This is a genomic window from Rhodanobacter koreensis (assembly GCF_054782855.1).
The window spans coordinates 167,711-191,058 of the sequence record NZ_BAAGRR010000012.1 but is presented as its reverse complement, the minus strand read 5'-3'; the positions used below and the strand labels follow the sequence as shown (position 1 = coordinate 191,058).

At 59.5% G+C, this 23,348-nt stretch carries 18 protein-coding genes; 8 read left to right on the top strand and 10 right to left on the bottom strand.

Features of this window, described 5'->3' with window-relative positions; all coding sequences use genetic code 11:
* The first annotated feature begins 80 nt into the window (after positions 1–80).
* From ACYVKM_RS14485 to ACYVKM_RS14460, 6 genes are all read left to right on the top strand, one after another.
* A complete protein-coding gene (locus tag ACYVKM_RS14485; RefSeq protein WP_460878321.1) occupies positions 81–533 on the top strand; it encodes a hypothetical protein in 453 nt (150 codons plus the stop codon).
* A gap of 338 nt (positions 534–871) precedes the next feature.
* The gene (locus ACYVKM_RS14480) at positions 872–2,215 is read left to right on the top strand and encodes a phosphohexomutase domain-containing protein (RefSeq protein ID WP_460878320.1); all 1,344 of its coding nucleotides are present in this window, start codon (positions 872–874) and stop codon (positions 2,213–2,215) included.
* Between the two features lie 165 nt (positions 2,216–2,380).
* Positions 2,381–3,118 (top strand): NAD-dependent epimerase/dehydratase family protein, encoded by a 738-nt coding sequence (locus ACYVKM_RS14475; RefSeq protein WP_460878319.1) that lies wholly within the window; start codon positions 2,381–2,383, stop codon positions 3,116–3,118.
* Between the two features lie 53 nt (positions 3,119–3,171).
* Positions 3,172–4,146 (top strand): glycosyltransferase family 2 protein, encoded by a 975-nt coding sequence (locus tag ACYVKM_RS14470; protein ID WP_460878318.1) that lies wholly within the window; start codon positions 3,172–3,174, stop codon positions 4,144–4,146.
* Positions 4,147–4,198: 52 nt separating this feature from the next.
* Positions 4,199–4,573 carry a GtrA family protein gene (locus tag ACYVKM_RS14465; protein ID WP_460878317.1) on the top strand — a complete coding sequence of 125 codons (375 nt, stop codon included), beginning with the start codon at positions 4,199–4,201 and terminating at the stop codon, positions 4,571–4,573.
* Positions 4,574–4,602: 29 nt separating this feature from the next.
* Positions 4,603–5,322, top strand: coding sequence for a class I SAM-dependent methyltransferase (locus ACYVKM_RS14460; RefSeq protein WP_460878316.1), 720 nt, complete (start codon positions 4,603–4,605; stop codon positions 5,320–5,322).
* Between the two features lie 71 nt (positions 5,323–5,393).
* Here the strand turns inward: ACYVKM_RS14460 and ACYVKM_RS14455 are convergent, their stop codons facing one another.
* From ACYVKM_RS14455 to ACYVKM_RS14425, 7 genes are all read right to left on the bottom strand, one after another.
* Complete coding sequence (locus tag ACYVKM_RS14455) at positions 5,394–6,026, bottom strand: class I SAM-dependent methyltransferase (RefSeq protein ID WP_460878315.1); 633 nt, start codon at positions 6,024–6,026, stop codon at positions 5,394–5,396.
* Positions 6,027–6,127: 101 nt separating this feature from the next.
* Positions 6,128–7,666 carry a hypothetical protein gene (locus ACYVKM_RS14450; RefSeq protein ID WP_460878314.1) on the bottom strand — a complete coding sequence of 513 codons (1,539 nt, stop codon included), beginning with the start codon at positions 7,664–7,666 and terminating at the stop codon, positions 6,128–6,130.
* A gap of 59 nt (positions 7,667–7,725) precedes the next feature.
* On the bottom strand, positions 7,726–9,912 hold the full coding sequence (locus tag ACYVKM_RS14445) for a hypothetical protein (protein WP_460878313.1): 2,187 nt from the start codon (positions 9,910–9,912) through the stop codon (positions 7,726–7,728).
* 280 nt (positions 9,913–10,192) lie between these two features.
* Positions 10,193–13,426, bottom strand: a complete 3,234-nt coding sequence (locus ACYVKM_RS14440; RefSeq protein WP_460878312.1) for a glycosyltransferase — start codon at positions 13,424–13,426, stop codon at positions 10,193–10,195.
* Entirely contained in the window at positions 13,423–14,871 is a 1,449-nt protein-coding gene (locus tag ACYVKM_RS14435; RefSeq protein WP_460878311.1) for an ABC transporter ATP-binding protein, read from the bottom strand. Before ACYVKM_RS14435 ends, ACYVKM_RS14440 begins: the two co-directional genes overlap by 4 nt.
* Complete coding sequence (locus tag ACYVKM_RS14430) at positions 14,825–15,649, bottom strand: ABC transporter permease (RefSeq protein ID WP_460878310.1); 825 nt, start codon at positions 15,647–15,649, stop codon at positions 14,825–14,827. The genes ACYVKM_RS14435 and ACYVKM_RS14430 overlap by 47 nt, the downstream gene beginning before the upstream one ends.
* 123 nt (positions 15,650–15,772) lie before the next feature.
* On the bottom strand, positions 15,773–16,939 hold the full coding sequence (locus tag ACYVKM_RS14425) for a trans-sulfuration enzyme family protein (protein WP_460878309.1): 1,167 nt from the start codon (positions 16,937–16,939) through the stop codon (positions 15,773–15,775).
* A gap of 281 nt (positions 16,940–17,220) precedes the next feature.
* Between ACYVKM_RS14425 and ACYVKM_RS14420 the strand changes: the two genes are divergently transcribed.
* Both ACYVKM_RS14420 and ACYVKM_RS14415 read left to right on the top strand, forming a co-directional pair.
* The gene (locus ACYVKM_RS14420) at positions 17,221–19,623 is read left to right on the top strand and encodes a CmcI family methyltransferase (RefSeq protein WP_460878308.1); all 2,403 of its coding nucleotides are present in this window, start codon (positions 17,221–17,223) and stop codon (positions 19,621–19,623) included.
* A complete protein-coding gene (locus ACYVKM_RS14415) occupies positions 19,620–20,510 on the top strand; it encodes a class I SAM-dependent methyltransferase (RefSeq protein ID WP_460878307.1) in 891 nt (296 codons plus the stop codon). Before ACYVKM_RS14420 ends, ACYVKM_RS14415 begins: the two co-directional genes overlap by 4 nt.
* 21 nt (positions 20,511–20,531) lie before the next feature.
* On the opposite strand, the gene ACYVKM_RS14410 is transcribed toward ACYVKM_RS14415, so the two are convergent.
* The 3 genes from ACYVKM_RS14410 to ACYVKM_RS14400 are packed head-to-tail and all read right to left on the bottom strand — an operon-like array spanning position 20,532 to position 23,339.
* Entirely contained in the window at positions 20,532–21,566 is a 1,035-nt protein-coding gene (locus ACYVKM_RS14410) for a phytanoyl-CoA dioxygenase family protein (RefSeq protein WP_460878306.1), read from the bottom strand.
* Positions 21,553–22,638, bottom strand: coding sequence for a GSCFA domain-containing protein (locus ACYVKM_RS14405; protein WP_460878305.1), 1,086 nt, complete (start codon positions 22,636–22,638; stop codon positions 21,553–21,555). The genes ACYVKM_RS14410 and ACYVKM_RS14405 overlap by 14 nt, the downstream gene beginning before the upstream one ends.
* Entirely contained in the window at positions 22,635–23,339 is a 705-nt protein-coding gene (locus ACYVKM_RS14400) for a hypothetical protein (protein ID WP_460878304.1), read from the bottom strand. Before ACYVKM_RS14400 ends, ACYVKM_RS14405 begins: the two co-directional genes overlap by 4 nt.
* Positions 23,340–23,348: the final 9 nt, after the last annotated feature.

The following is a 23,348-nucleotide window of genomic DNA, read 5'->3' as shown; positions in this document are numbered from 1 at the left end:
GAAGTTGCCGATCCCGCACATTGCGACACAACACGGCATGGCATACTGCAGCCTTGACTCATCACCCGGCAGAGACAGCCATGATCCGTCGTATTCATCCCTTCCTGTTGCTCGTTCCCCTGATTTTCTCCCTCGCAGCCTGTCAGCAAGAACCCGCCAACACGTCGCCTCCTCCGAGCCCATCGCCCGCAGCGAATCCGCCACCGCCAGCCTCGGTGGACTCCGGCAAGTCGGCGATCGGAAGTGCCGGGTTCATCAACGTAGTGCCCGGCACCATGGCGTCCTGCGATCCCGCCAGCGAAGCCACCGTGAAATGGGATCTCCACGGCACGCATCCTGATGCCAATACAGTCGATGTATATGTCGACGATGGCATTAATGTCCGGTTGTTCACTGAAGGCGGCGCCAGCGGCGAAGCCAAGACAGGCCCATGGACGCGCCCAGGCACCAGCTTCATCCTCAAAAACAAAGCCGGCAATGAAACACTTGATGAAGTACGCGTAAGCGGCCCAACCTGCCAGGTGAAGTCCTGAGGCCCATACTTCGATTCGGCACACGGGCTGGCGGAAACTTGACGCTCAGCACCAACGAGCACGAAGACCTTCCTGCACGAGAAGCGTTGGCATAACGCTCCTCAAGTTGTCGTCAAGGCACTACAGTTTGTGTAGCATGATCATATTCTGCCGCGGGCCCGCCCTGGAGTGAATCGAGTCATCGTCGCCCAACTGCTTTGAGAATACTGATATTATTATCGATCGGCGACCGCACGACACTTGTCATCCGATGAAGTGGTGCGTGCAACCGCTGTGATGATCTGCCCTAGACAAGCGCGCATTCGCACATGACCATGCGATGGTCGCCCGGAACGCCCATGGATTTGAATTGCTTCAAGGCCTATGACATTCGCGGCCGGGTTCCTGACGAACTGAACGAAGACCTTGCCCGCCGCATCGGCAACGCCACGGCGCAAATGCTCCGCCCGGGCCCGGTGATCATCGGGCGCGACATACGTCTGAGCAGCCCGGCACTGCAGCACGCGTTGGCCGCAGGCATCAATGCCAGCGGCCGTGACGTCATCGACATCGGACTATGCGGTACCGAGGAAGTCTATTTCCAGACCCAGCATTCAAATGCTGCCGGCGGCATCATGGTCACCGCCAGCCACAACCCCATGGATTACAACGGTCTGAAACTGGTTCGCGAGGGCGCTCGCCCGATCAGTGGTGATACCGGGCTGTTCACCATTCGCGACAAGGCTGCCAATGGCACCCTTGCCGAAGCACTTACCTGTGGGAAAAATACCGCAGCCCCGGCAAAGGTCGCCTATATCCAGCATCTGCTCGGTTACGTCGACAAGACGGCGCTCAAGCCACTCAAGATCGTGACCAATGCGGGTAACGGCGGCGCCGGTGCGGTAATCGATCAGCTCGCGCCGCACCTGCCTTTCGAATTCATTCGTTTGCAGCACGAGCCCGATGGGCATTTTCCGAACGGCATCCCGAACCCCCTGCTTCCGGAAAATCGCAGCGCAACTGCTGAAGCGGTACGGGCTCACGGCGCCGATTTCGGCATCGCCTGGGACGGTGACTTTGACCGTTGCTTCTTCTTCGATGGAGACGGCCGTTTCATCGAGGGCTATTACCTGGTCGGATTGCTGGCCAAGGCATTACTGGCGAAGTATCCCGGTGGCAAGGTCATTCATGATCCCAGGCTTACCTGGAACACCATCGAAATGGTGCGACAAGCCGGGGGCGTTCCAGTGCAAAGCAAAACCGGCCATGCCTTCATCAAGGAGCGGATGCGCACGGAGAACGCCATCTACGGCGGCGAGATGAGTGCACATCACTATTTTCGTGACTTCGCTTATTGCGACTCCGGGATGATTCCGTGGCTGTTGACCGCCGAACTGGTGTCGCAAACTGGCTGCTCGCTGGCGGAAATGGTGGAGGATCAGATGAACGCCTTTCCCTGCAGCGGGGAAATCAATTTCCGCGTGACTGACCCCCGGCAGGCCACCGAGCGCGTCATGTCGCGATATGCCACCCTCAATCCATCACTCGATTTCACCGATGGCGTAAGTGCCGAGTTTCCCGAGTGGAGGTTCAACCTGCGCAGTTCCAATACCGAACCGCTGCTGCGCCTCAATATCGAATCGCGCGGCAATGCCGGGCTAATGCGTGAGAAGACGGCGGAAATTTCGTCCCTGCTAGCATGAGATCAATACGCGGCGCGCAACAGCCAATCATCAGGATCCCATCGGGACGCACGATGCCACCGAATCGAACCGAACCGCCACGCCACGCATGGATGACCGTCCCGCCCGTCAGATTCGTCCGACGAGGACGGCCATGAACGACATCGCCTCCCTGAGATTCCATCCATGATTGTCGGCAAGGGACTTCTGGCGTGCGCCTTCGAGCCGCATTTCGGGGAGAGCTCCGACGTGATCGTCTTTGCGTCCGGGGTGTCCAATTCTCTTGAGACGCACCCCGGCGAATTCGCGCGCGAAGCGACCCTGCTGCGCCAGTGGCTGGACAACGAGGTGAGGCGATTCATCTATTTCAGCAGCTGCGGCGTCATCGCCGTAGAGTCGGAACTCACCCCCTACATGCGGCACAAGCGCTCGATGGAGTCGCTGGTGCTTTGCGCGCCACACGGGCTGGTGCTCCGTCTGCCGCAGGTGGTGGGCAGGACGGAAAACCACCATACCTTGACCAATTTCCTGCGGGATCACATCGTGTCCGGTGAGCACTTCACAGTCTGGGCACATGCCGAGCGCAACCTGATCGACATCGACGACATCGTCAAGATCGGTGTCATGCTGGCCGCCGAGCTGCCCACCGAAGCGACCGCCGTTTCCATCGCCGCCACCCGATCGCTGCGGATGCCCGAGATCGTCGGAATCTTCGAACGCGTATTGGGCAGAACCGCGAATTGCTCGTACGTCGAGAAAGGTACGCCCATGGTCATCGACACCGCCATGGTCGAAAGCCTGAGCGCCGAGCTGGGCATCGACTTGGGTGATGGCTACATCGAACGTGTCATAGACAAGTATTATGCCGCCGACCGAGGACGTAACATTCGCGATGCCTCACCCACCTTGGCACGCAGCACATGACCGACTTCATGATGAACGACAACTCCGCAAGCCAGAGGATTACTGATACCGCCGTGGACGTATCCATCGTGGTACCGGTCTACGGTGGCAGCGCCGCCCTGCCCGAACTGTGTCGCCGACTCGACCAGGTCATGCAATCGGCGGGACTCGATCATGAAGTAATCCTGGTCGACGATCGCGGCCAAGCCGAAGCCTGGGGCGTGATCTGCACGGTCGCCGCACAATACCCGCGCGTGCGCGGACTGCGCCTTGGCCGGAATTTCGGCCAGCACGCGGCCACCATCTGCGGCATCGCGCATGCTCGTGGTGAGTGGATTGTCACGATGGACGACGATCTCGAGCATCCGCCCGAGTCTGTACCCGCCCTGCTTGCGGCCGGTGGCGACGACTACCCGCTGGTCTATGGTGTCTTCGCGAAGCGCACCCACGCTGCCTATCGCAACCTGAGCTCGGAACTGATGCGCCGCATGCTCAAGCGCGCGTTCCCCGATCTCAACGAAGATTACTGTTCGTTCCGCGCGATCCACGCGCCGCTGGCCAAGCAGCTCGATCGTTTCGGCCTCAACCGCCCCTACATCGATGGCATGCTGTCTTGGCTAACCTCGTCGACACGCAGCGTCAGTGTGCCGCACGAGCAGCGGCAGCACGGTGAAAGCACCTATACCATGCGCAAACTGCTCTCGCATGCGGCCAATATTTTTGTCACTTTCTCCTACCTGCCGCTGCGCATCGCGACGTTCGGCGGTGCCGCACTGGCCAGCCTCAGCTTCCTTTATCTGCTCTACGTGATCTACGGCCGGCTGAGCGGCAGCATCACCGATCCCGGCTACGCCTCGCTGATGTCCGTAGTGCTGTTCGCATGCGGCATCCAGTTGCTGATACTCGGCGTGGTCGGCGAATACGTGGGCCGGCTGATGGGCGCGACGTTCCGGCGACCAGTATATGTCGTGGACCGCGAGACGAGCAGCCCAAAAACGGGGTCATTGAACTCCATCATCTCCGACACTTCATCCAAGACCCTCCGTTGAAATGCCTCGCCACTCGCTGAAAATGATCCTAGCCAGCCTTCGTCGACCATCCATGAATCGTGCATGGGCAGGCGAAATGCTGCGCTTCCTGGTTGGGGGAGTATTGAATGTCGTCGTTGGCTATGGCAGCTATCTGATATTGCTGCACTGGTTCCGCTACGAAGTGGCATATGCGATCGCATATGTACTCGGCATTATCGTGTCGTATGTATTCAGCGCGCTCTACGTGTTTCGACAACCCATTCGGTGGCGTTCCGCGTTGCGTTATCCATTGGTCTACCTCCTGCAGTTCCTGCTCGGCCTAGTCCTGCTCAAGATCCTGGTCGAAATGATGCATATGCCACAGCGATTCGCACCACTCGCCGTCGCTGTGCTCACGATACCGGCGACGTTCCTGGCATCACGAACCATCATTCGCACGAATTGAGCAATGCTCAATACCTTGACGGAATCACCATGAACAAGTCAGTCAAACCCGAGTTCGATCAGTACGCCGAGGAATACACGGATCTTCATCGAGCCAGCATACGAGTCAGCGGTGAGGACCCAGCGTTTTTTGCGGCGTACAAGGCCGGATACATGGCCGCATGGCTCGGGGACGATGCTCGAACGAAGTCGCTGTCCATTCTCGACTTCGGTTGCGGCGTCGGCAATACCATTACGCATCTGCGCCAGGGATTTCCGACGGCGTCGCTGCATGGTGCCGATCTGTCAGGCGAAAGCATCCGGCTTGCCACCGAATCCCATGTCCAAGAAGCAACGTTCCGCACCATCGAAAACGCCCGTCTCCCGTATGAGGACGAAAGCTTCGACATCGTCATGGCAGCCTGCGTTTTCCATCACATACCGCCCGCCGAGCGTACCCACTGGATGAGCGAGATCAGGCGAGTGCTGAAGCCAGGCGGCCACGTTTTCGTCTTCGAGCACAACATGCTCAATCCGTTGACCTTGAAGACCGTGCGGGATTGCTCCTTCGATGATGACGCGATTCTTCTGCCACGTTCGGAATTGCTCGGCCTGGTGAAGCACGCGGCATTCGACAATGTCCGCTGCCGGTACATTGTGTTCTTTCCACACCTGCTCGGCTTCCTGCGCCCACTCGAGCCAGCCATGGGCTGGATACCGTTTGGCGCACAGTATGTCGTTCACGGTATTGCCGGTCAGCCTCACAGCTGACGAATGCAGCGCGTGCCCCGCAAGCCATTCGATCCGGATGGCATCGAACGCAGGCGTGTCGCCTGGCGGCCCTAGCGCCGCGCCTCAATGACGATCAGCGTATAGGGAATACGCAGAAGTCCCGTGAGAATGTAGCTTTCCGACTTCTCGAATACCTTGGCGACCAAGGCTTTCCATTCCGGCTCGGTGCGCACGTTCTTCCCTCGATCCTGGCTGAGTACCCAGCGCGCCATCGGAGCCTGGCTGATCAGGAAACTGGCCTCCAGGCAAACCAGCCTGCCATTCGGTGCCATTGAGGCACGCGCAAGCCTCAGTGCCGTCAGGGCTTCATTGTCATCGAGATGGTGCAGCAGTCCATTGATGATGACCAGATCAGCCCCCTGCATCGGCGCCGGGAGATGATCGACATAGTCTTCGGCCACCCCTACCAGGAACATTTTGTCCGGATCGCCTGCGAACTTCGCGCGGGCGCTCGAGATATATTCGTCGCTGATGTCGAAGCCGACATACTTCACGCCTGTCGGCAGCATGTGCACGATGCTGCCCGGACCACAGCCGATATCCACGATCTTCTGGCCCGCCTCGGCCTGCCAGAAACGCTCACTGACCCATCTGCGCGCCTTCGTGGCGCCGACAAGGTCTTGAAAAAGATTGTAGGCCCACGAGAACGTGAAGATTCGTTTGATGCCGCGATCGTCTTGCATGGATACGACTCCGTTTCGGATACTCGATATTTCCATTTCCTGCATTTACCAGCATCGGCGACTCAACGTGCCGATCGTCGCCTTGACACCTGCAGGCATGATCAGTACAGCTTTTTCACGGTGGTGCTTTCGACATCCGGAGCTGTTGCCACCCCCTCGTGCGGCACTGGTGACAATGGCGGAAGATACTTGTGCCACCGTTGCACTTTTGGCGAGTAGACATTGAGTCGATTCTCGCTCAGCAACTGTGTAAGGCTGCCGCGAGCCTCCGGCAACAAACCGCAGGCTGGCTGTACTTGCGCACAGTCAGTGGCATGTGCAGGGTCCTTGGTGAGGTTGTCGATCTGGTGAGCCATCGCCGCGTAATAAGCCCATTCGTATTTACGCATGTGCCATGCGGCGAATGACTGTGGCAACTGTACTGCCAGCAGGAAGAAGCAACCTGCCACCGGGATCCACGTACTGGCCCGCTGCCACCCGATGGACGATCGCTGCCGCGGATCCGTGGAGCAAGCCCACATCAGAAGCAGCGCAATCAAGTGCCCCGAATACAGCAATACATATCGCGGCTGTTCAAGGTACTCGTTGCCAAACTGGGAAACTCGCCAAAGGATGATTCCCGCCACCCAGCCATACGTAAGCAGCATCGTGCTGACCGCAGTGAAGACACCCAGGTTGTATTTGCAGCACAACGCCCGCCGCCAGAACAGGACGTGCGCGGCAAACAGCAGTGTGCCAATGACCGCCTGTACGGCGATCCAGACATGGGCATGCGCCGGTCCCAACGGATTCTGGTAGTACACCGGAAGAACCAGTGGCAGGAATATCCACTGCCACCAGCCACCCTCCCGAAAACGCTCATAGAGCGGATCGAGAAGAGTGGATATCATTGAGCCGTGCGAAGTGGACAAGCACGCATAACCGATTCGCACCAACGCCATACATAGCCCGATCGCCGCAAAGGTCTTCCAGCTGGACCGATGCCGCTGTGCCGTATCGCTCAGTTGGGCCAGTAACAGCGCCAGCCCCGTGGCAAGCACGGCGATCAGAGCACTGTCATCGCTGCTGATGCCAAGCAACAGGGTGGCAATCACGAGCGCCACGTAACGCTGGCTTCGATGAGCATGCCAGGCCGCCAGAACGAACAGCAAAACGATCAAGGTCGTGACGTTTTCAAGTGCAACCAATGGCCACGTCCACACACCGATGCTGTTGAGCGAGAACAGTAGTATGCAGATCGTCACCCAGGCCAGGTAGCGCATCTTGTCGCTGCGACCCTGCATTCGCTCCGAAATCACCAGTCGATGGTAGATCAAAGCGCAGGCAACCGCTGCCAGCAGCCCGACGACCGCGTCTAGGACAAAATCCAGATCGAAATAACGCCAGTTGAACAGCAGCAGCAGTTTGAACAACGGCTGTGCATGATCGTCAGCGCTCCGTTTGACGAAAAAATCGGCAAGCACAAGGCTGCCGTTGATCGCCTTGCGCAGGAACACGTCCAGAAAATACCAGGCATCTGCCTCGATCACCGGATTAGACGCACGCAACACAAAATGCAATGCATTGAGTGCCGCCAGAACGACAAACAACCAGGCCAACACGCGAGCAGCGTGCTGGCCTGAAACGGGACGACTGCGCATTGTCTGAGTCAAACTTCATGACCTCTGATTTGCCGCAAGTGGTGGGCGGTGAAATGCATTCACAAAAGGTGTGCGGGGCGCGTGATCACAAACTGATGTCGGCCCGCCCCGGTGACGGGAAACGCCGTCTGGAATCCGTTGATGCGGAATGGCTTGACGATCTTGCCGTCAATCGTTCCCCGCCAGCGGCCCGCAGGATCTTCATTCAGCACCAGCAGTCCGCTGCCATTGGAAACCATGGATGCCTCGGTGTCCACTGCGCTGCTGCGAGAAACCTCCGGGAAATACACACTGGCATTGCCGGAAGCGTAGGGTGAAAGATCGAATCCGGCAGGCAGATCCCCCAATCGCACGAAGAAATGCCATGCACCATCATTCTTGACATTCAACAGGGCATCCACCGGTGAATCCACTGCTTTCACTCCACCTTGCACAAAGAAAAGGCGCGGAAGAGCGTGAGGGTTGGTATGCAGCGAAATCGATGCGTCAATCGGCACATCGCCAGCACCGTGAACCGAACCCGGAACGATCAGGTACTTCACACCGTACAGGCTGGAAACGGCCGGCGTTGGAAAGAACAGGAGCCGAAACTTGTCGTACGGTTGCGGGCTTTCATCGCCACGGATTCCCCGCAAGCCAAGATTCGACAAGGTCACTGTGAAGTTCTTGAAATTCGGAATATCCGGGCTTACCCCGAACCTGAATTCATCACCATCCGATATTTTCGACGCAATCTGTCTTGCTTCATTCTGCGTCTCGACATGATCCAGCCGCAGCAGGAGCAGTCCATTTGGCGAAAGTCGGCCATAGGATGAAAGCGGCACGATGGCGCTCATCACGACGAGCGCCATCGCCAGCGGCTGATGAAATCGACGCGTCAGGACCGGGCGTGCCAGGCATGCTATCAACGCACCGAAACCGATGCACAGCAGCAAGGTTTCAAACGCTCTTGATCCTGGGTGCGATACAAGTATCAGCAACAACGTCAGGAAAAATCCTGCAGCAACCATTCGGATCGGCGACCACTTGAAATATCTGCTGAACGCATCGGTGGTCTGCGATTCGAGCAACTGCTGCAACCCATAGCCGCCCAACGGGAGCATGACGGCTGCGGCATAACACGTCCACCAGTTCACCTCACGCACCTTGTTTGCAATCGGGATCCATTGAAGAACAGGCGTGAAGATGAAGAAGCAAAACAACACTGCTATAGCCGCAGAAAAAAACAAGGCGCCGGCTGTCCGATAGCGCCCCTTGGCGATAAATCCCATGACGGCGCCCAGCGTCACGACCGCACCGACATAAAGATTGCCGGGCGTTGTCGGGTCACCTCTGTGGTAAATCATCAGAGCGGTAACGTCACTGACCTTCAGCGCATATTCCTTGAATGACGCCAATGGAACTCTTTGGCTACCGATAATGACGCCGCCACTCACCCATCGAATCGCCCTGCCAAGATACGTAACCACACCCAACAGATATTCGCCGCACAGCAGGAACATAACCACGGCAGCGATCAGCAACGAGAAAGTCGTCCCGAGGAATAACTTCCACTCATTTTTCTGCTGGGTTCGTAACGTCGAGACCGTCATGTATATCCACATTGCTGCTGACCCAACCACCGCCAGAACCATGTTCTGTGCGGGCTGGGCATAGACGAGCAGGGAAAACGTCACGGCCAGCCCCAGGATCGCCGCGCTTCTGGAAAGAATTCCCGGGTTCTTGTACAAGCGCATCTGGCAGGCCAGCAGCCATGGTATCCAGGCAAACGATGCGAGGAGTTGTGGCCATGGGAGCATGCTCTGCACCGCCGGAAACCATGGGCTCGCCAGACCTATCGCCACTGAAAGCCATTGCCGGACACCTATCTCCCGACAAAGCAGATAACAGCCTGCGCCATAGATGGAGAGGTGGATGAAGTTGACCTGCCTTAGCCTGGCCACGGTGTCAAAAATGCTGGTGTCCGTCCCCAGCCAATTGAAATAGAACGGATACAGGGGGTGAAAATATGGCGTGTTCCACAATGACAAGCCAGCGAACTGGCCGGGGACGTACATTCCAGCCAATAACCCATGCTGATGAATGGACCGGCTGATGTCGTAGAACAAGGGCGCCAGAATGTTTTCAGCGTCCGGCCCGAAAATGACCGCAGCACCGTGGAAATACATGCTTGTCAAAAGATAGATCGCTACGCCAGTGGCAAGCAGCGTCAATGGCGTGGCGCAGGCATTCAGGAACTTTCTCACACAACGTCTCCTATTTCAGCCAGCGGCAAAATGCCTGCATTGGCCCCCGAACCCTGCGACCCGCCGAAAAAATTTCCGGACGAGTCGAAGAATCTTATTATTTCCATGAATCGATCGCATTGACATCACCGCACGATCAATGAGTCATGCGCGGCGAACAGGGCACGATATGACCGGCTGACGCGTGTCCGCCCTGCCCTCAGTTCACAACGAGCTGCGATATCCCCTGTACATCTCAATCTTGCAAGTGACAACGACAGCGGCATCTGTTCGCCGCGGCTCAGGCTTCATTGAGCATTCTTTTCAAGGCCACCGTCATCGCTTCGACAGAGAAACGGCTGCTTATGTAATCTCTAGCTGCCTTCGACACGGTGGACCAGTGATCGTCATCGACCAGCAGGGCGACGACCGCGTCCGCGATCCTCTGCGGATCGTCTGTGACGGGGATTACCTCATCTAGGCCCGGCAATCCCTGGGCACCCACTGACGTCGTCACGATCGGCACCCCGTGTGCCATGGCCTCGAGTACCTTCAGCTTGACACCGGCACCAAAACGCAACGGCGCCACCACGACGCGGGATGACTGATAGAGCGACAACAAGGTAGCGTCATCGACATAACCCGTGACCTGTATACCATCGCACACAAGCGCTTCAACTTCCGCTGTGGGATTCGATCCGACCAACCGCAACGACACCTCCGGAAAGCGCTCACGGATCCGCGGCAGGATCTGCTCGACCAGCCAGCATGCCGCGTCCACATTAGGCGGGTGTCCGAAACCAGCCACAAACAGCAGTCCCTGGCGCGCACTCAGATCAGATTCCACGCTACCCGCAGCTTGATCAAAGCAGAACAGCGGTACTGCCATGGCCTTGACGCCGGGAGCCAGGGAACGCACCTCGGCGGCCTCTTCTTCTGAAGGGTATATGACCACATCACAACGCCCCCATAGATCTCTCTCTACCTGCTCGATGGCGTCAGCTTCCACGCCGAACCGGCCATCTCCCGTGGTTTGCTGCTGGCGACGCAGGCGCATGAAGTGCAGATCGTGACCGAAATAGCTCAGTCGGGCTTGCGTGTGCTTGCGCAATGTATCGATATAGTTGACCGCAATATGGGGGCGGCTTAGCAGTACATGGTCGATATCACCGCCACGGTCGGCAATAAAGCTGTCAAAGGCTCCCACCCAGCGGTTGCCGTATATCACCTCAACCCCCATCGCCTGCAGTTGCTCCGTATAGACGGGCATGCGCCACAAATTGTCCGGCCAGAAGATGACCTTCATGCCCATGTCGATGAACTGGCGCATGAATTCCATCATCACACGTGAGCCCGCGTCCCGATCCGGCTGCGGTACGTAATGGTCGATGATCAGGATGGTGCCGGTCGGGGCATTCCGCTCGCGTGCGCGGATGACGTTCTGCGCATTGGGGGAGTGGGCTTGCTCCAGCGTAGCGGCCCAGCGCGCATGGAATCGCTCCTTGTTTTCCGCCTGATATGCCTTGATACCCACGTTTTCGTCCGTGCCATGCGACACGCCTTCGTGATGTATCACCGTGGAAAGCGGGGTGTAATACACGCGCTTTCCAGCCTCCCTCACCTTGAACGCGAGATCGGTATCCTCGTAATAGGCCGGCACGTAACGCTCGTCGAAGCGACCAAGCTGCTCGAACAATGTGCGCGGCAGCAACAGCGACGCGCCGGAACAGTAATCCACCTCACGCACGTAGTTGTATTCGGGCGCATCGGCATCCTGCAGTCTGCCGTAATTCCAGCCCGACCCGTCGCTCCAGATGATGCCACCGGCCTCCTGCAAGCGGCCATCCGGGTACACCAGCTTGGAGCCGACCATGCCGCAATCAGGGAATCGCTTGAACACATCCAGCATGGCGTCGAGCCAACCCTGGGTGACTTCGGTATCGTTGTTCAGCAGGTACAGGTACTGGCCACGGATCAGCGTGGCAGCGCGATTGCAGGAGCGTAGGAAACCCAGGTTCTGCGGGTTCTCCTCGTAGCGCAGACCGGACACCGCAGCGAGCATCCGCATCGAATCGTCACCGGAGGCGTCCTCGATCACCAGCACCTCGAACGGTATTTTCGGCGGATGTGCGGCAATGGAGCGCAGGCAGGCCACGGTGTAGGCAAGCTGTCCATAGGTCGGAATGACGATGCTGACCAGTGGTTGGGCAAATACCGGAAACCGCAACTCGGCAATGTCGATGACGGCAGGCGGCGCCACGGCGGCGATTGACTTGCCGGCAGCTGCGGTGATTGCACGCGACTTGGCGCGTTGCGCCGCTCGCATGGTGGACCGGCTTTCGCGGGCCATGTATCCAAGACGCCGCAACGGTGCCGTGATTCTCCACGAACGGGACTGCCTGATTTCGTCCAACTGGGCACGTGCGGAAGCAAGGTCAACCCGTAGCGACTGGTTCTGCGACGACAGCTGATCACATGTCCTGGACTGCAGCGCATGCAGTTCGCTGAGGTCGCTGAGTTGCGCTGTCAATACATCCCGCTGACGGGTACGCTCATCCATTGTTTGATGGGCTGTTGCCAGCTGCGCATCCAGCTGCCCCGCCCAGGCCGCAACCTTTTCATGCTCAGCCACGGTCAGGGCATGCGCATTGCGCAATTCGGTCAACTCGATATCGAGGCTCCTGGCCCAGCTCACGGTCTTCTCGTGATCCGCAACGGTATTCGCGTGGGCACCGCGCAGCTCGGCTGTCTCCGCATCCAGTCCGGCGGCCCAGCGGGCGACCTCACGATGATGCGTATAGAGATCCTCCGCTTCGGAGAACAGTACGGACGGATGCAGTTCTTGCTGCAACTGTTCAGCCGACATGCCGGCAACAGCAATGAAGTAGATCGGGTCATTGAGCGAGGCGGCACGCTCGACAACCTCGCTACCGGTGTCGGTGAATGCGTCGACGGTGACTGTGTGGCTGTCAGGCTCCAGCGTGAAGATGGATGAACCAACCGCCAGGCGTTGACCGAAATACTCCACCGTCGGGAATTGCGCCTTGAGGACCGCGTCGAACTCGGCGAAATCGAGCTCCTTGACGTGAAACTCGTTGTGATAGCCGGCAAGCTCGGAATACACCACGCGGTTGGGCGAAGAGATGATCAAAATGCCGTCGGGACGCAACACCCGTCGAATTTCGGCAAGCATTTCCTCATGACGATCATGGTGCTCGATCGTCTCAAAGGAAACGACCAGATCGATGCTGTTATCCGGAAGCGGGATCGCTGCCGCGTCGCCAGGGATGAACCGCAGCCCCTCGATGCCGGCATAAGCGGCGGTCGCATGTGCAACGGCCTCGGGGGAAATATCCACACCGCATACCGATTTCGCATGTGCCGCCAGCATGGCGCTGCCGTAGCCCTCACCACAGGCGATATCAAGCACGTCCCGACCTTCGGCCAGCAGCCGGCACCAGGCATAACGGTGCAGGTGTTCGTGGCGGATTTCACCCGCCTCGGTCGGTACGTAGCGCTCGCCAGTGAACTTCATCGATCACGCTCCACCGGTTCGATCTGGATGGCATGCATCGGAATTCCCACAAGTCCGTACCGCATTGTGCTCTCGCTAGCCTTGAAGGTCAGCGCGTCATGAACCCAGTGTTGCTGGGTGTGGTCACCCTGTGTGCCGGACGCCAACGCCGCATCGATGGAGTAGTCGCCATTGGGCAATATCGGCATGCGGAAGCGAAAGGTGGCGCGCAACCGTGTGCCGGGAGCCGCCTGCAATGGGCGGTCATGATAGGTGATGAAGGTGTTGTCGCCGAACAGGCGCTGACCAAGTCGGTCCTTGACATAGAAACCGAAGATCGGACCACTGAGCGGCTTCAACACCTCCACATCGATCGCCAGCTCGGCGACCGCACCACTTGTTATCAGGCGATGCGGCTCGCCGGCGGCATCAAGCAACCGAACGTCCGCGATACGCGCCGCTCCGGCACCAAATTCGCTGCTCACCTGATCCGGGTCGAACTCGAAAATCTCCACTAGATTGCGACCCGACGGGCCATTCAGCAGCGCCTGGCGCGGATCGATCACGTCTGCGGGCATGTCGCCGCTCGGCGCCAGTTGAACCCTGACTCCAATCGCGGGAGCGCTGTGCTCATGCACAACGACTTGGTCACCTGATGACGCGCGATCGGCAGCATGCTGTTCGGCGAGATAACGCTCCACCACTTCACGAGCAGATCCATCCATCATGAGTTGCCCGTGATCAAGCCAGATTGCACGACTGCATAGGCTGGTGACGGCAGTGACGTCATGGCTGACGAACAACAGAGAACCACGGCGCTGGAAATCGCGCAGGAAGCGCATGCATTTCTGTGTGAAACGTACGTCACCGACGCTCAACGCCTCGTCGATCACCAGCGTATCCGCATCCACGTGAGCCGCAATGGCGAAAGCAAGCCGCACATACATGCCGCTGGAATAGGTCTTCACCGGCTGATCGATGAAATCGCCGATGTCCGCAAAATCCAGGATCGACTGGAACCGCTTGCGCAACTCTCCCTCGGAGATGCCGTAGAGCAGGCCGCTCAAGTAGACGTTTTCCCTGCCGGTGAATTCGGGATTGAACCCCGCACCCAGTTCCAGCAGGGCAGCAATGCGGCCGGAAACGTTCACCGCACCTGCCGTCGGATGCAGCGTGCCGCACACCATCTGCAACAGCGTCGACTTTCCGGAGCCGTTGCGCCCGATAATGCCTATGGTCTCGCCACGCCGCACATCGAAGCTGACGTCGCGCAGGGCCCAGAACTCCTTGAAATAGGCAAACTGCTCCTTGCCGACCAGCCGGCTGATACGAGGCAGGATCATCTGCTTGAGTCGATCGGCCGGTTGCGCATAAATCTCATAGCGCTTGCTGAGTCCATTGACACTGATGCTCAATTGGTCAGAGGACATCGGCAAACCCCTTCCTGCTGCGCTCGAACCATACAAAGGCAAACCACGCAAAAAGGCAGGACACCAGGGCGTACAGTCCCAAATGGCTCCAGACCGGCGGCTTTCCCCAGACAAGAACATTCTGAGAGGCTTCCACGATAACCGTCAGCGGATTCAGGTTCATCCAGACGCGATACGGCTCAGGGATGAGTTCCCTCGGATACAGGATGGGCGCAAGGAACATCAGCGCCGTTGTGATGATGCCAATCGCCTGTTTGAGATCGCGCAGAAAGACGCCAAGGGATGCCAGCAGCCAGATGGTGCCAGCCACGAATGGCAGAAAACATGCAACGACAATGGGAAACAGAACGATCGTCCAGGGGACGTTACCGTTGGCGCACAACGAGATGATCAATAGCACGATCGTAGAAACAAAAAGATGAAAAAGCGCCGAACCGAGTGTGCTCCAGGAAAGTATTTCCAAAGGGAAAACGACCTTCTTGACGAAGTTGGTGTTCTCCACGATCAGCATCGGTGCACGATTGGCGCATTCGGCAAACATGGAATTGATGTTCAATCCCGAAAACAGAATGATGGCGAACTGAAAATGCCCACCCACCTGAGCATTCCAACGCGACTTGAAAATCACGCCGAACACGAATGTGTAGATGAAAAGCATCAACAACGGGTTGAAGAACGACCAGAACAACCCGATGAATGATCCGCGATAGCGCCCCACGATATCGCGCCGCGCCATTTGGACAATCAACGCAAAGTGGCGAACCAAAGCACGATAAGGTGCTACAGGTTCAAAGAGGCGGTAAGCTGAAATCATAGGTTTGAATTACCCTACTCGATCAATGGTTGACCGGCTACGAACGGTGATTGACAAGGCACTCTGCACAGCCGCCTTTTGAAACTGCGCGATGATGATGTGAGTAAGCGTATGCGAGGTTCGTCAATCCAGCGCCAGCGTCAGCTCATCGCGCAAATCGATCACATCTTCCACGCCCACCGACAGCCGGATCAGCCCATCGCTGATGCCCAGCCGCTTGCGGTTGGCAGCCGGTACCGAGGCGTGCGTCATGATGGCGGGGTGTTCGATCAGACTCTCGACACCGCCCAGCGATTCGGCTAGCGCGAACAGCTCGCAGCGCTCCAGCATACGTCGGGCCTTTTTCAGGCCACCCTTCACCTCGATCGAGATGATGCCGCCGAAGCCATCCATCTGGCGTTTTGCAAGAGCATGTTGCGGATGGCTCTTGAGACCGGGATAGATCACCCGCTCCACAGCCGGATGCTTTTCCAGCCACTTCGCCAGTTCCCCCGCGCTCTCGCAATGCGCCTTCATGCGCAGATGCAGGGTCTTCAGGCCGCGCATCGCAAGAAAGGAGTCGAACGGTCCGGCCACCGCGCCCACCGAGTTCTGCAGGAAACCCATCTGCTCGGCCAGATCCTTGCTGCGGGCCACCACGATGCCGCCGACCATGTCGGAATGACCGTTGAGGTACTTGGTGGCCGAATGCAGCACCAGGTCCGCGCCGTATTCCAGCGGGCGCTGGATCATCGGCGAGCAGAACGTGTTGTCGACCACCAGGATCAGGTCGTGCTTCTTCGCGAACGCAGCGACCTTGGCCAGATCGACCAGCTTCAGCATCGGGTTGGTCGGCGTCTCCGCCCAGATCATCCGCGTGTTCGGCTTGAGTGCCGCCTTCATGGCGCCGGCGTCGTTAAGGTCAATAAAACTGAAATCCAGCCCGGCCGAACGCCGCCGCACCTTTTCGAACAGCCGGTAAGTTCCACCGTAAAGGTCATCCATCGCGATGACGTGACTGCCCGAATCGAGCAGATCGAGCACCGTTGCGGCAGCCGCCAGACCCGAGGCAAACGCGAAGCCGGCCACGCCACCTTCCAGATCCGCCACGCAACGCTCATATGCCATCCGGGTGGGGTTCTGCGTGCGCGAGTACTCATAGCCCTTGTGCTTGCCCGGGCTCTCCTGCACATAGGTCGAGGTGGCGTAGATCGGCGTCATGATCGCGCCGGTGCTGGGATCGGGGTGCTGACCGGCATGGATGGCGCGGGTGCCCAGACCGAGTGCATCAGGCTTGCTGCGGTTTTTCATGGCTGTCATGGCATCCGGTGAAAGGGCGTAGGGGCAAAGCGCCTATCTTACTAGGCACACGGGCCTTTGCTGAACCGCGGATGGCTCATCCATTCAGTCAGATACACCTTTCGGTCTGGAACTGCAGCGTTTCGTACACTCCGCGCACCGTGACCTGCCTCGCACATGCGCTGGCGTATTGCGTATCACATCCGAAAACGCGATCTTTAGCGCTTCCCGCAGTGCGCGCGACATGCCCACGGCACTCTGTCAGCCCGGCTGTCGACCAGCGAGATGTGTTCATGACCCCTACCCAGCGCAATCCCATGCCATCCGCCACGATAGAAGGTGTCGTGGACGGCTTGAGGGGCGGCCTGCTGCACGGCTGGGCATGGGATACCCGACCGGAACAGCCGTATCTCCGAGTTGAGGTTCGTGCAGCGGGCGTGCTGCTGGGCAGCACCGACGCTGCAATCTTCCGCGCCGACCTTGCCATGGCCGGCAAGCGCGACGGCCATTGCGCCTTCGCCATCGCACTCGACCCACGACCTGCACCCGGCACCGTCCTGACGATCACGGCCGCCGGCGGAGACACGGATCTGGAACTCGCGGGCAGTCCGTTCACGGTTCCCGCACCACTGATGTCGTGGTCCGCAGACCAGATCATCGATGTGCTGCCTCTGCCGATAGGTACTCCGCGCCTGCATGGCTCACTGGATCAATGCGGACCCACTCGTATCCGCGGATGGGTCCGCTGGCTCGATGGGACAAATGGCTCGCCGACCCTGTCCCTGCATGAAGGTGATCATGAGCTGCTGCGCTTCGAGGCCAATCAATGGCGCGCCGACATCGCCGAACTGCAACAGGGTGACGGTTGCTGCGGGTTCGACCTGCCGCTGCCGGAAGCGCTCGGCAACGGCCAACTGCATGTGCTGGAACTTCGCATCGCTGGTGCCGGTGTGCCGGTGCTGGAGTCGCCGTTCCGCATCCGTGGGGCAGCACTTGCTGCGCCGCGAACACATGGTGTCCTGCCGCTGCAGCGCGGGGCCGTGACCGACAAGGTGGATCTTTCGGTAATCGTCAACTTCTACAACATGCAGCGCGAGGCGGAACGCACGTTGACCTCGCTCGGTCGGGATTATCAACGCGGTGCGGATGATCTCAGTTACGAGGTGCTGTGCATCGACAACGGTTCCAACCCACCACTGGACCCAGACTGGATCGCGGGTTTCGGCCCCCAGTTCCGGTTGGTGCGTCCCAGCCGCCAGCTGACCTCGCCATGCGCCGCACTGAATGAGGCTGCGCTGCAGGCACGCGGCGATTATCTGGCGCTGATGATCGACGGCGCCCATCTGCTCAGCCCGGGCGTATTCCATGAAGCACGGCAGACTTGGCAGGAGCATCCCGACGCGGTGGTCGCCCTGCGGCACTGGTTTATCGGCGGCGACCAGCGCTGGCTGGCCATGACCGGCTACACCCGCGAACAGGAGGACCGGTTGTTCGAGCGGATCCGCTGGCCGGCCGACGGCTACGAGCTGTTCCGCATCGGCGCCCCGATCGGTGAAAATCCCGAACCATGGTTCGATGGTCTCAGCGAAAGCAATTGCCTGATGCTGCCGACCACGCTCTACGATCGCATCGGCGGCTTCGACGAGGCATTCGACCAGGCCGGCGGTGGCTTTGCCAACCTCGATTTGTGGCGACGCGCCAGCGATACCACGACTGGCCCGTTGGTATCGCTGCTGGGTGAAGCAAGTTTCCACCAGTTCCATGGGGGCACCACCACGAATGTGGACGACGCGGAGAAGGATTCGCGCGTGCGCGCCTATGCCAACGCCTATCGCGCGCTTCGCGGCGAAGATTTTGCCGGTGTCCACCGTTCCCGCCTGAGTTTTCGCGGTCGCATGCCTTCGGAATTCGCCACCGGCGTGCGGCAGCGCACATTGTTGCCGATGCATCTGGGGATCACCGAACAGGTTCGGTCCGGGCAACTGGCCCTACATTTCGACGAGGGCGCACAAGCCCATCTGCAATCGGTATACGCCGAATGCGCCTTGCAACGCGAGGTCAGATGGCTCGGCCAGCCGGCTGGCGTGGCACCGGCCGATCTGGTCAGCCTGCAGGAAATCATTCATCAGGTCCGTCCCGACGCCGTCATTGTCGCAGGTGCGGAAGCGGGGCTGGTTGCCTTCATCGACAGCATGTTGGGCATGATCGACGCCACCGCGTCGCGGATCCTGCATGTCAACCCGCCTTCGGCCATGCCGGCATGGCCGGCACGTGCCACCGCCCTGCAGGGGTTGCCAGGCGATCCGCACGTCCTCGCCACGGCACGCCACTGGGTCGGCAGCGCCGAAACCGTGCTGGTGCTGCTGGCGACGGGGCCGACCGGGAATTTTTCGCTGTCGACGCTGCACGATTACGGTGCGCTCGTCTCGTACCGTTCGTACCTGATCTGCCTGGGTACCCTTTTCGGGCAACCATGGCTCGGCTATTCGACGCATCAGCATCTGGAGGCCATTCGCGAATTCACCGGTGGCCATTCGCCGTTCGTGATCGACCGCAGCTGGACTCGGCAATTGATCAGCACCTGCCCGTCAGGCTACCTGCGCAAGGTGGGCGACTCCTGCACCGCTGCCAACTACGATGCCTCGCTGGACATGATCGCACCGGACCAGCCGCCCCTTCCGGAGAACCTGCAATGAACCGTTTCTGGCAACGCTACATCCGCCCGCTGATTGAAACCGCGCAACCGCGGAAAATCATGGAAATCGGTGCGGACCGTGGCTGGAACACCGTCAACATCCTCGCCTACTGCCGCGCCACCGGCACACATGCCGACATCATTGATCCAGCGCCGCGAGCCAGCCTGCATGAGGTACTGGCTCAATTCGGCCCGGCCGAATACCGCTACCTGCCGCTGAAGAGCGTGGCGGCGATCCCCCAGCTGGAAACACCGGATGTCGCGCTGATCGACGGCGATCACAACTGGGCCACCGTCTACAGTGAACTGAACCAGCTGCATGCGCGTGCCGAGCAGACCGGCCAAGCGCCACCGATCGTGATCTCGCACGATGTCGCGTGGCCTTATGCAAGGCGCGACATGTACTACAACCCGGACGATCTGGAAGCGTCGCAGAAGCACCCTTACGCTTATCGCGGCATGCTGCCAGGCGTAGCCGAACTGGTCGAGCACGGGATGAATGGCGTGCTGGCCAACGCGTTGCACGAAGGCGGCCCGCGCAATGGGGTGCTTACTGCGATCGAGGATTATATCGCCAGCGCAGGCACCGAATTCACCTTCCGCACGCTGCCGTTCTTCAACGGGCTTGGCATCCTGGTACCGGCGGCGCGGATGACCTCCGCATTGCAGGCATTGATCGACAGTTTCTTCAGCGCCGACAACATGCTCGAAGCCTGCCTGGCGCTGGAAGCCGATGGCATGCATCTGCGCGCGATCCTGTCCCAGACCGAGACTTGCCTCAGTCGGCGTACCGATGCGCTGCAGCGTGCCCGCGAGGTGATCGAGGCACAGCGGCAACGACTGGAGGAACTGGAGCAGTCGATCCGGAACCATGCTGCGACAGCGTGACACAGCGTCGCAGCGTGCCACTCAGAGCCACAATGGAACCTGCTGGGCCGGATACGCCGAAGGTGCAAAGAACCATGATTCGATGGCGTAACGATCTTTTGCGATAGCCGCCGGTATGCCGGTACGGTGCAGAAAGAAGTGGTCGAACAGCAATGCATCGCCTGGGGCGAAAATCGGGCTGACCGTAGCGATGCCTTCGGCAGCCTCTTCGACCATGCCCGGCCCGACCGACCAGTCGAAATATGCGCCATGACTACCGGTCGGCAGCACCTGGGACAGTCGCCGTGGCAGGATCTCCAGTCCCGAGGCGTCCTCGCCGCAATGCGAAAGGCTGAGCCAGACGTTCACGCTGCGGATGTCGCTGCCCATGAATGCCCCGTCCTGATGCCAATCAGCCGTGCGGATCGTGCCGGGCACCCGACGCAAGGTCGACTTGCCCACCGACAGCATCGGCCGTTCGCCGAAGTAACCGGCGATGGCCGCACCCGCTCCGCTCGAAGCGAACAGTTCGGCGAGCTCGAACAGCATGCGCGGCGAATCGACCGTCCATACGCCATTCGCTTCCTCTACCCAGATACGGGCTGGCTCAATCTCGCAGTCGTCGGGCAATGCCAGCCGTGAATACCATGGCGAGTCGGATGGCCCCATGCCATTGCGGTGCCATGCTGCACAATCCGCCAGCGCCTGCTGCACACCGGTTGCCAGTTGCAATGCCTTCGACTCCTGCAACAAGCCACGCACCAGCAGCGCACCATGGCAGCGAATGCCGGCAGCGAGCGTGATGGCATTCAGTTGACTGGCATCAATCTCCGGCACGCCATGGATATCGGCAAAAGGATCAACTACCGGCAAGGGCCATGGACCCCTCACGGCAGTTTGCGGTGGCTGAATCAGATATGCCTTGTAGCGGCACTCTGCCAGCAATCTTTCGTAGCGCGCCTCGGGCTGCTGCCGATGACAGGCGTTCAACCATGCAATCGCCTCGACAAACTGCTGGCACTGCATCAGTTCCCGTGCATGCGTGAATCCATCCTCCAGCCGGTCACGCTCGATCATCACCACTCTCCCGCCGGCCCGCTTCCCCTTGCGATGGATCCAGTCGCTGTTCATCGCACAGCGTATCGACGACCACCTGCCCATGCTGCAAGAAGTCGTCATGTGCAGCCACGACGGGTATCGACGGGAATGCCTCCAGCACATGCCGGAAAAACAGCGACATCACCTGACGCACACCATGCTCATGCAGTGTGCGGCGGTCCCCGGCAAAGTAAGCCGGCCCTGCCGCGCTGACGATTTCGTAGGCCGGAAAGTAATACACGTCCGGCAACCGGCACAGTTGCTCCGCTGCAACCCGCAACACCGCCTTGGAATAAGTGGTAGCGGCCAAGACGTGCCGTGGCTCGGCCGTGGCCGCCAGTGGCACCGGTGACACCGTCAGGATCATCCGCATATGCGGATTCACCCGACGCACCTCGTCGACGAAGGCACGCAGATCAGCCACCACTTCGTCGACCGAAAGATTGAGCAGGACATGCCGGTCGGCGCTGTAATTGCCAGCTGCCACGCCGGGGCACAGCGGGTAGACGGCACCGTCCTCGCGCGAGGCCCAGCACTCGGTGAGCCCGAGCGTGAATACGAACACGTCCATCTCGCCAAAGGCCCGACGTACCGCGGCGAAATGCTGGCGACGATCCTCTTGATATTCGCGTACCGAGCTGAATCCGTCGGGCTGGATGCCGGGGCGGAAAGGGTCGTACCACCCGGCCTCCCCTGCCCAGATGTCGTCCACTGGCACGAATGCCCCCGTCGCACGCTGCCATAGCTGAAGCAGCTGGCGTGCGGTGTAGATGTTGCCGTAGCGCGCTGAATAGATGCCGTAATTGAAGGTTTCTGCCAACGCAGGAGCCAGCAACGGATGCGGTGGTTCGGTTTCGAAACAGGCATGGCCCTGTTCGCGCAGATGACGTGCCAGGTGCTGCGCGAAGCAGCTGCCCGCAGTAACCACCCGACTGTCGACCCCTATCTTGAATGGCGGTGGGGAAACGGGATCGATGCTCTCGTCGGCGCGACCTGCCATTGCCCGGCTCCACCGCTGTAGATCGGGAATGTCCAGGTAGGGATGGCTCATGCCAGCTGCCTCATCTGCTCCAGCACCAGCTCGCCATAGGCCGTATTGGCATGAGCACCGTCACCATAATACGACTCGCGCATGAAGCCGTTTTCGTCAACAGACTGCGGCGGACAAGGCACAAACGTTGCCCCGGCCCTGGCGCACCAGTCGCCCACGATCTGCGAATGAAGGCGCCACAACTTGTAGCGGAAATGCGCCGGTGAAATTTCGTGGCACATGCCTGGATACATGCCCCATGGAATGTCCGCCTGCATGCGCTGGGCATCGGCAAGTGGTGGCGGCGATTCGAGATGAAACAGTCGGCCGGCACAAAGCCGATGAACCTGCGACATCATGGTGAGGTAGTCGACCATCAACGACTCCAATATGTGCCGCACTGCGAGTGCCGGAAGCACCTCGGCAGCAGGATCCAGCGGCAATGCCGGTTCTGCAGGCAGCACAAAATCGAAGCGCCGCGGATGCACGAGCATGCCAAGCACCCCATGCGCCGCGCCGCCGATCATTGAAAAAACCGGCCCGGTGTGCTTCTTCAATCGTTGTTCGAGCAACACCGACAGCCGCGACGTTCCGTTTTCATGCTGGATGGCGCCAGGCATTTCCCAGAAATTCAACGCCTGCAGGGAGGTACCCGCGGCCTCGGCGGCCCGCGCCACACAAGCCACGTGGCTGTGGCCAATGCACAACAGAGGGCTGGACATGCGTGGTCG

Coding starts and splice junctions, on each gene's coding strand:
- ACYVKM_RS14415 (WP_460878307.1), top strand. CDS start 19,620: ATGAACCGTTTCTGGCAACGCTACATCCGCCCGCTGATTGAAACCGCG.
- ACYVKM_RS14475 (WP_460878319.1), top strand. CDS start 2,381: ATGATTGTCGGCAAGGGACTTCTGGCGTGCGCCTTCGAGCCGCATTTC.
- ACYVKM_RS14425 (WP_460878309.1), bottom strand. CDS start 16,939: ATGAAAAACCGCAGCAAGCCTGATGCACTCGGTCTGGGCACCCGCGCC.
- ACYVKM_RS14485 (WP_460878321.1), top strand. CDS start 81: ATGATCCGTCGTATTCATCCCTTCCTGTTGCTCGTTCCCCTGATTTTC.
- ACYVKM_RS14480 (WP_460878320.1), top strand. CDS start 872: ATGGATTTGAATTGCTTCAAGGCCTATGACATTCGCGGCCGGGTTCCT.
- ACYVKM_RS14430 (WP_460878310.1), bottom strand. CDS start 15,649: ATGATTTCAGCTTACCGCCTCTTTGAACCTGTAGCACCTTATCGTGCT.
- ACYVKM_RS14410 (WP_460878306.1), bottom strand. CDS start 21,566: ATGATCGAGCGTGACCGGCTGGAGGATGGATTCACGCATGCACGGGAA.
- ACYVKM_RS14400 (WP_460878304.1), bottom strand. CDS start 23,339: ATGTCCAGCCCTCTGTTGTGCATTGGCCACAGCCACGTGGCTTGTGTG.
- ACYVKM_RS14405 (WP_460878305.1), bottom strand. CDS start 22,638: ATGAGCCATCCCTACCTGGACATTCCCGATCTACAGCGGTGGAGCCGG.
- ACYVKM_RS14420 (WP_460878308.1), top strand. CDS start 17,221: ATGACCCCTACCCAGCGCAATCCCATGCCATCCGCCACGATAGAAGGT.
- ACYVKM_RS14455 (WP_460878315.1), bottom strand. CDS start 6,026: ATGCAAGACGATCGCGGCATCAAACGAATCTTCACGTTCTCGTGGGCC.
- ACYVKM_RS14440 (WP_460878312.1), bottom strand. CDS start 13,426: ATGAAGTTCACTGGCGAGCGCTACGTACCGACCGAGGCGGGTGAAATC.
- ACYVKM_RS14450 (WP_460878314.1), bottom strand. CDS start 7,666: ATGCGCAGTCGTCCCGTTTCAGGCCAGCACGCTGCTCGCGTGTTGGCC.
- ACYVKM_RS14460 (WP_460878316.1), top strand. CDS start 4,603: ATGAACAAGTCAGTCAAACCCGAGTTCGATCAGTACGCCGAGGAATAC.
- ACYVKM_RS14465 (WP_460878317.1), top strand. CDS start 4,199: ATGAATCGTGCATGGGCAGGCGAAATGCTGCGCTTCCTGGTTGGGGGA.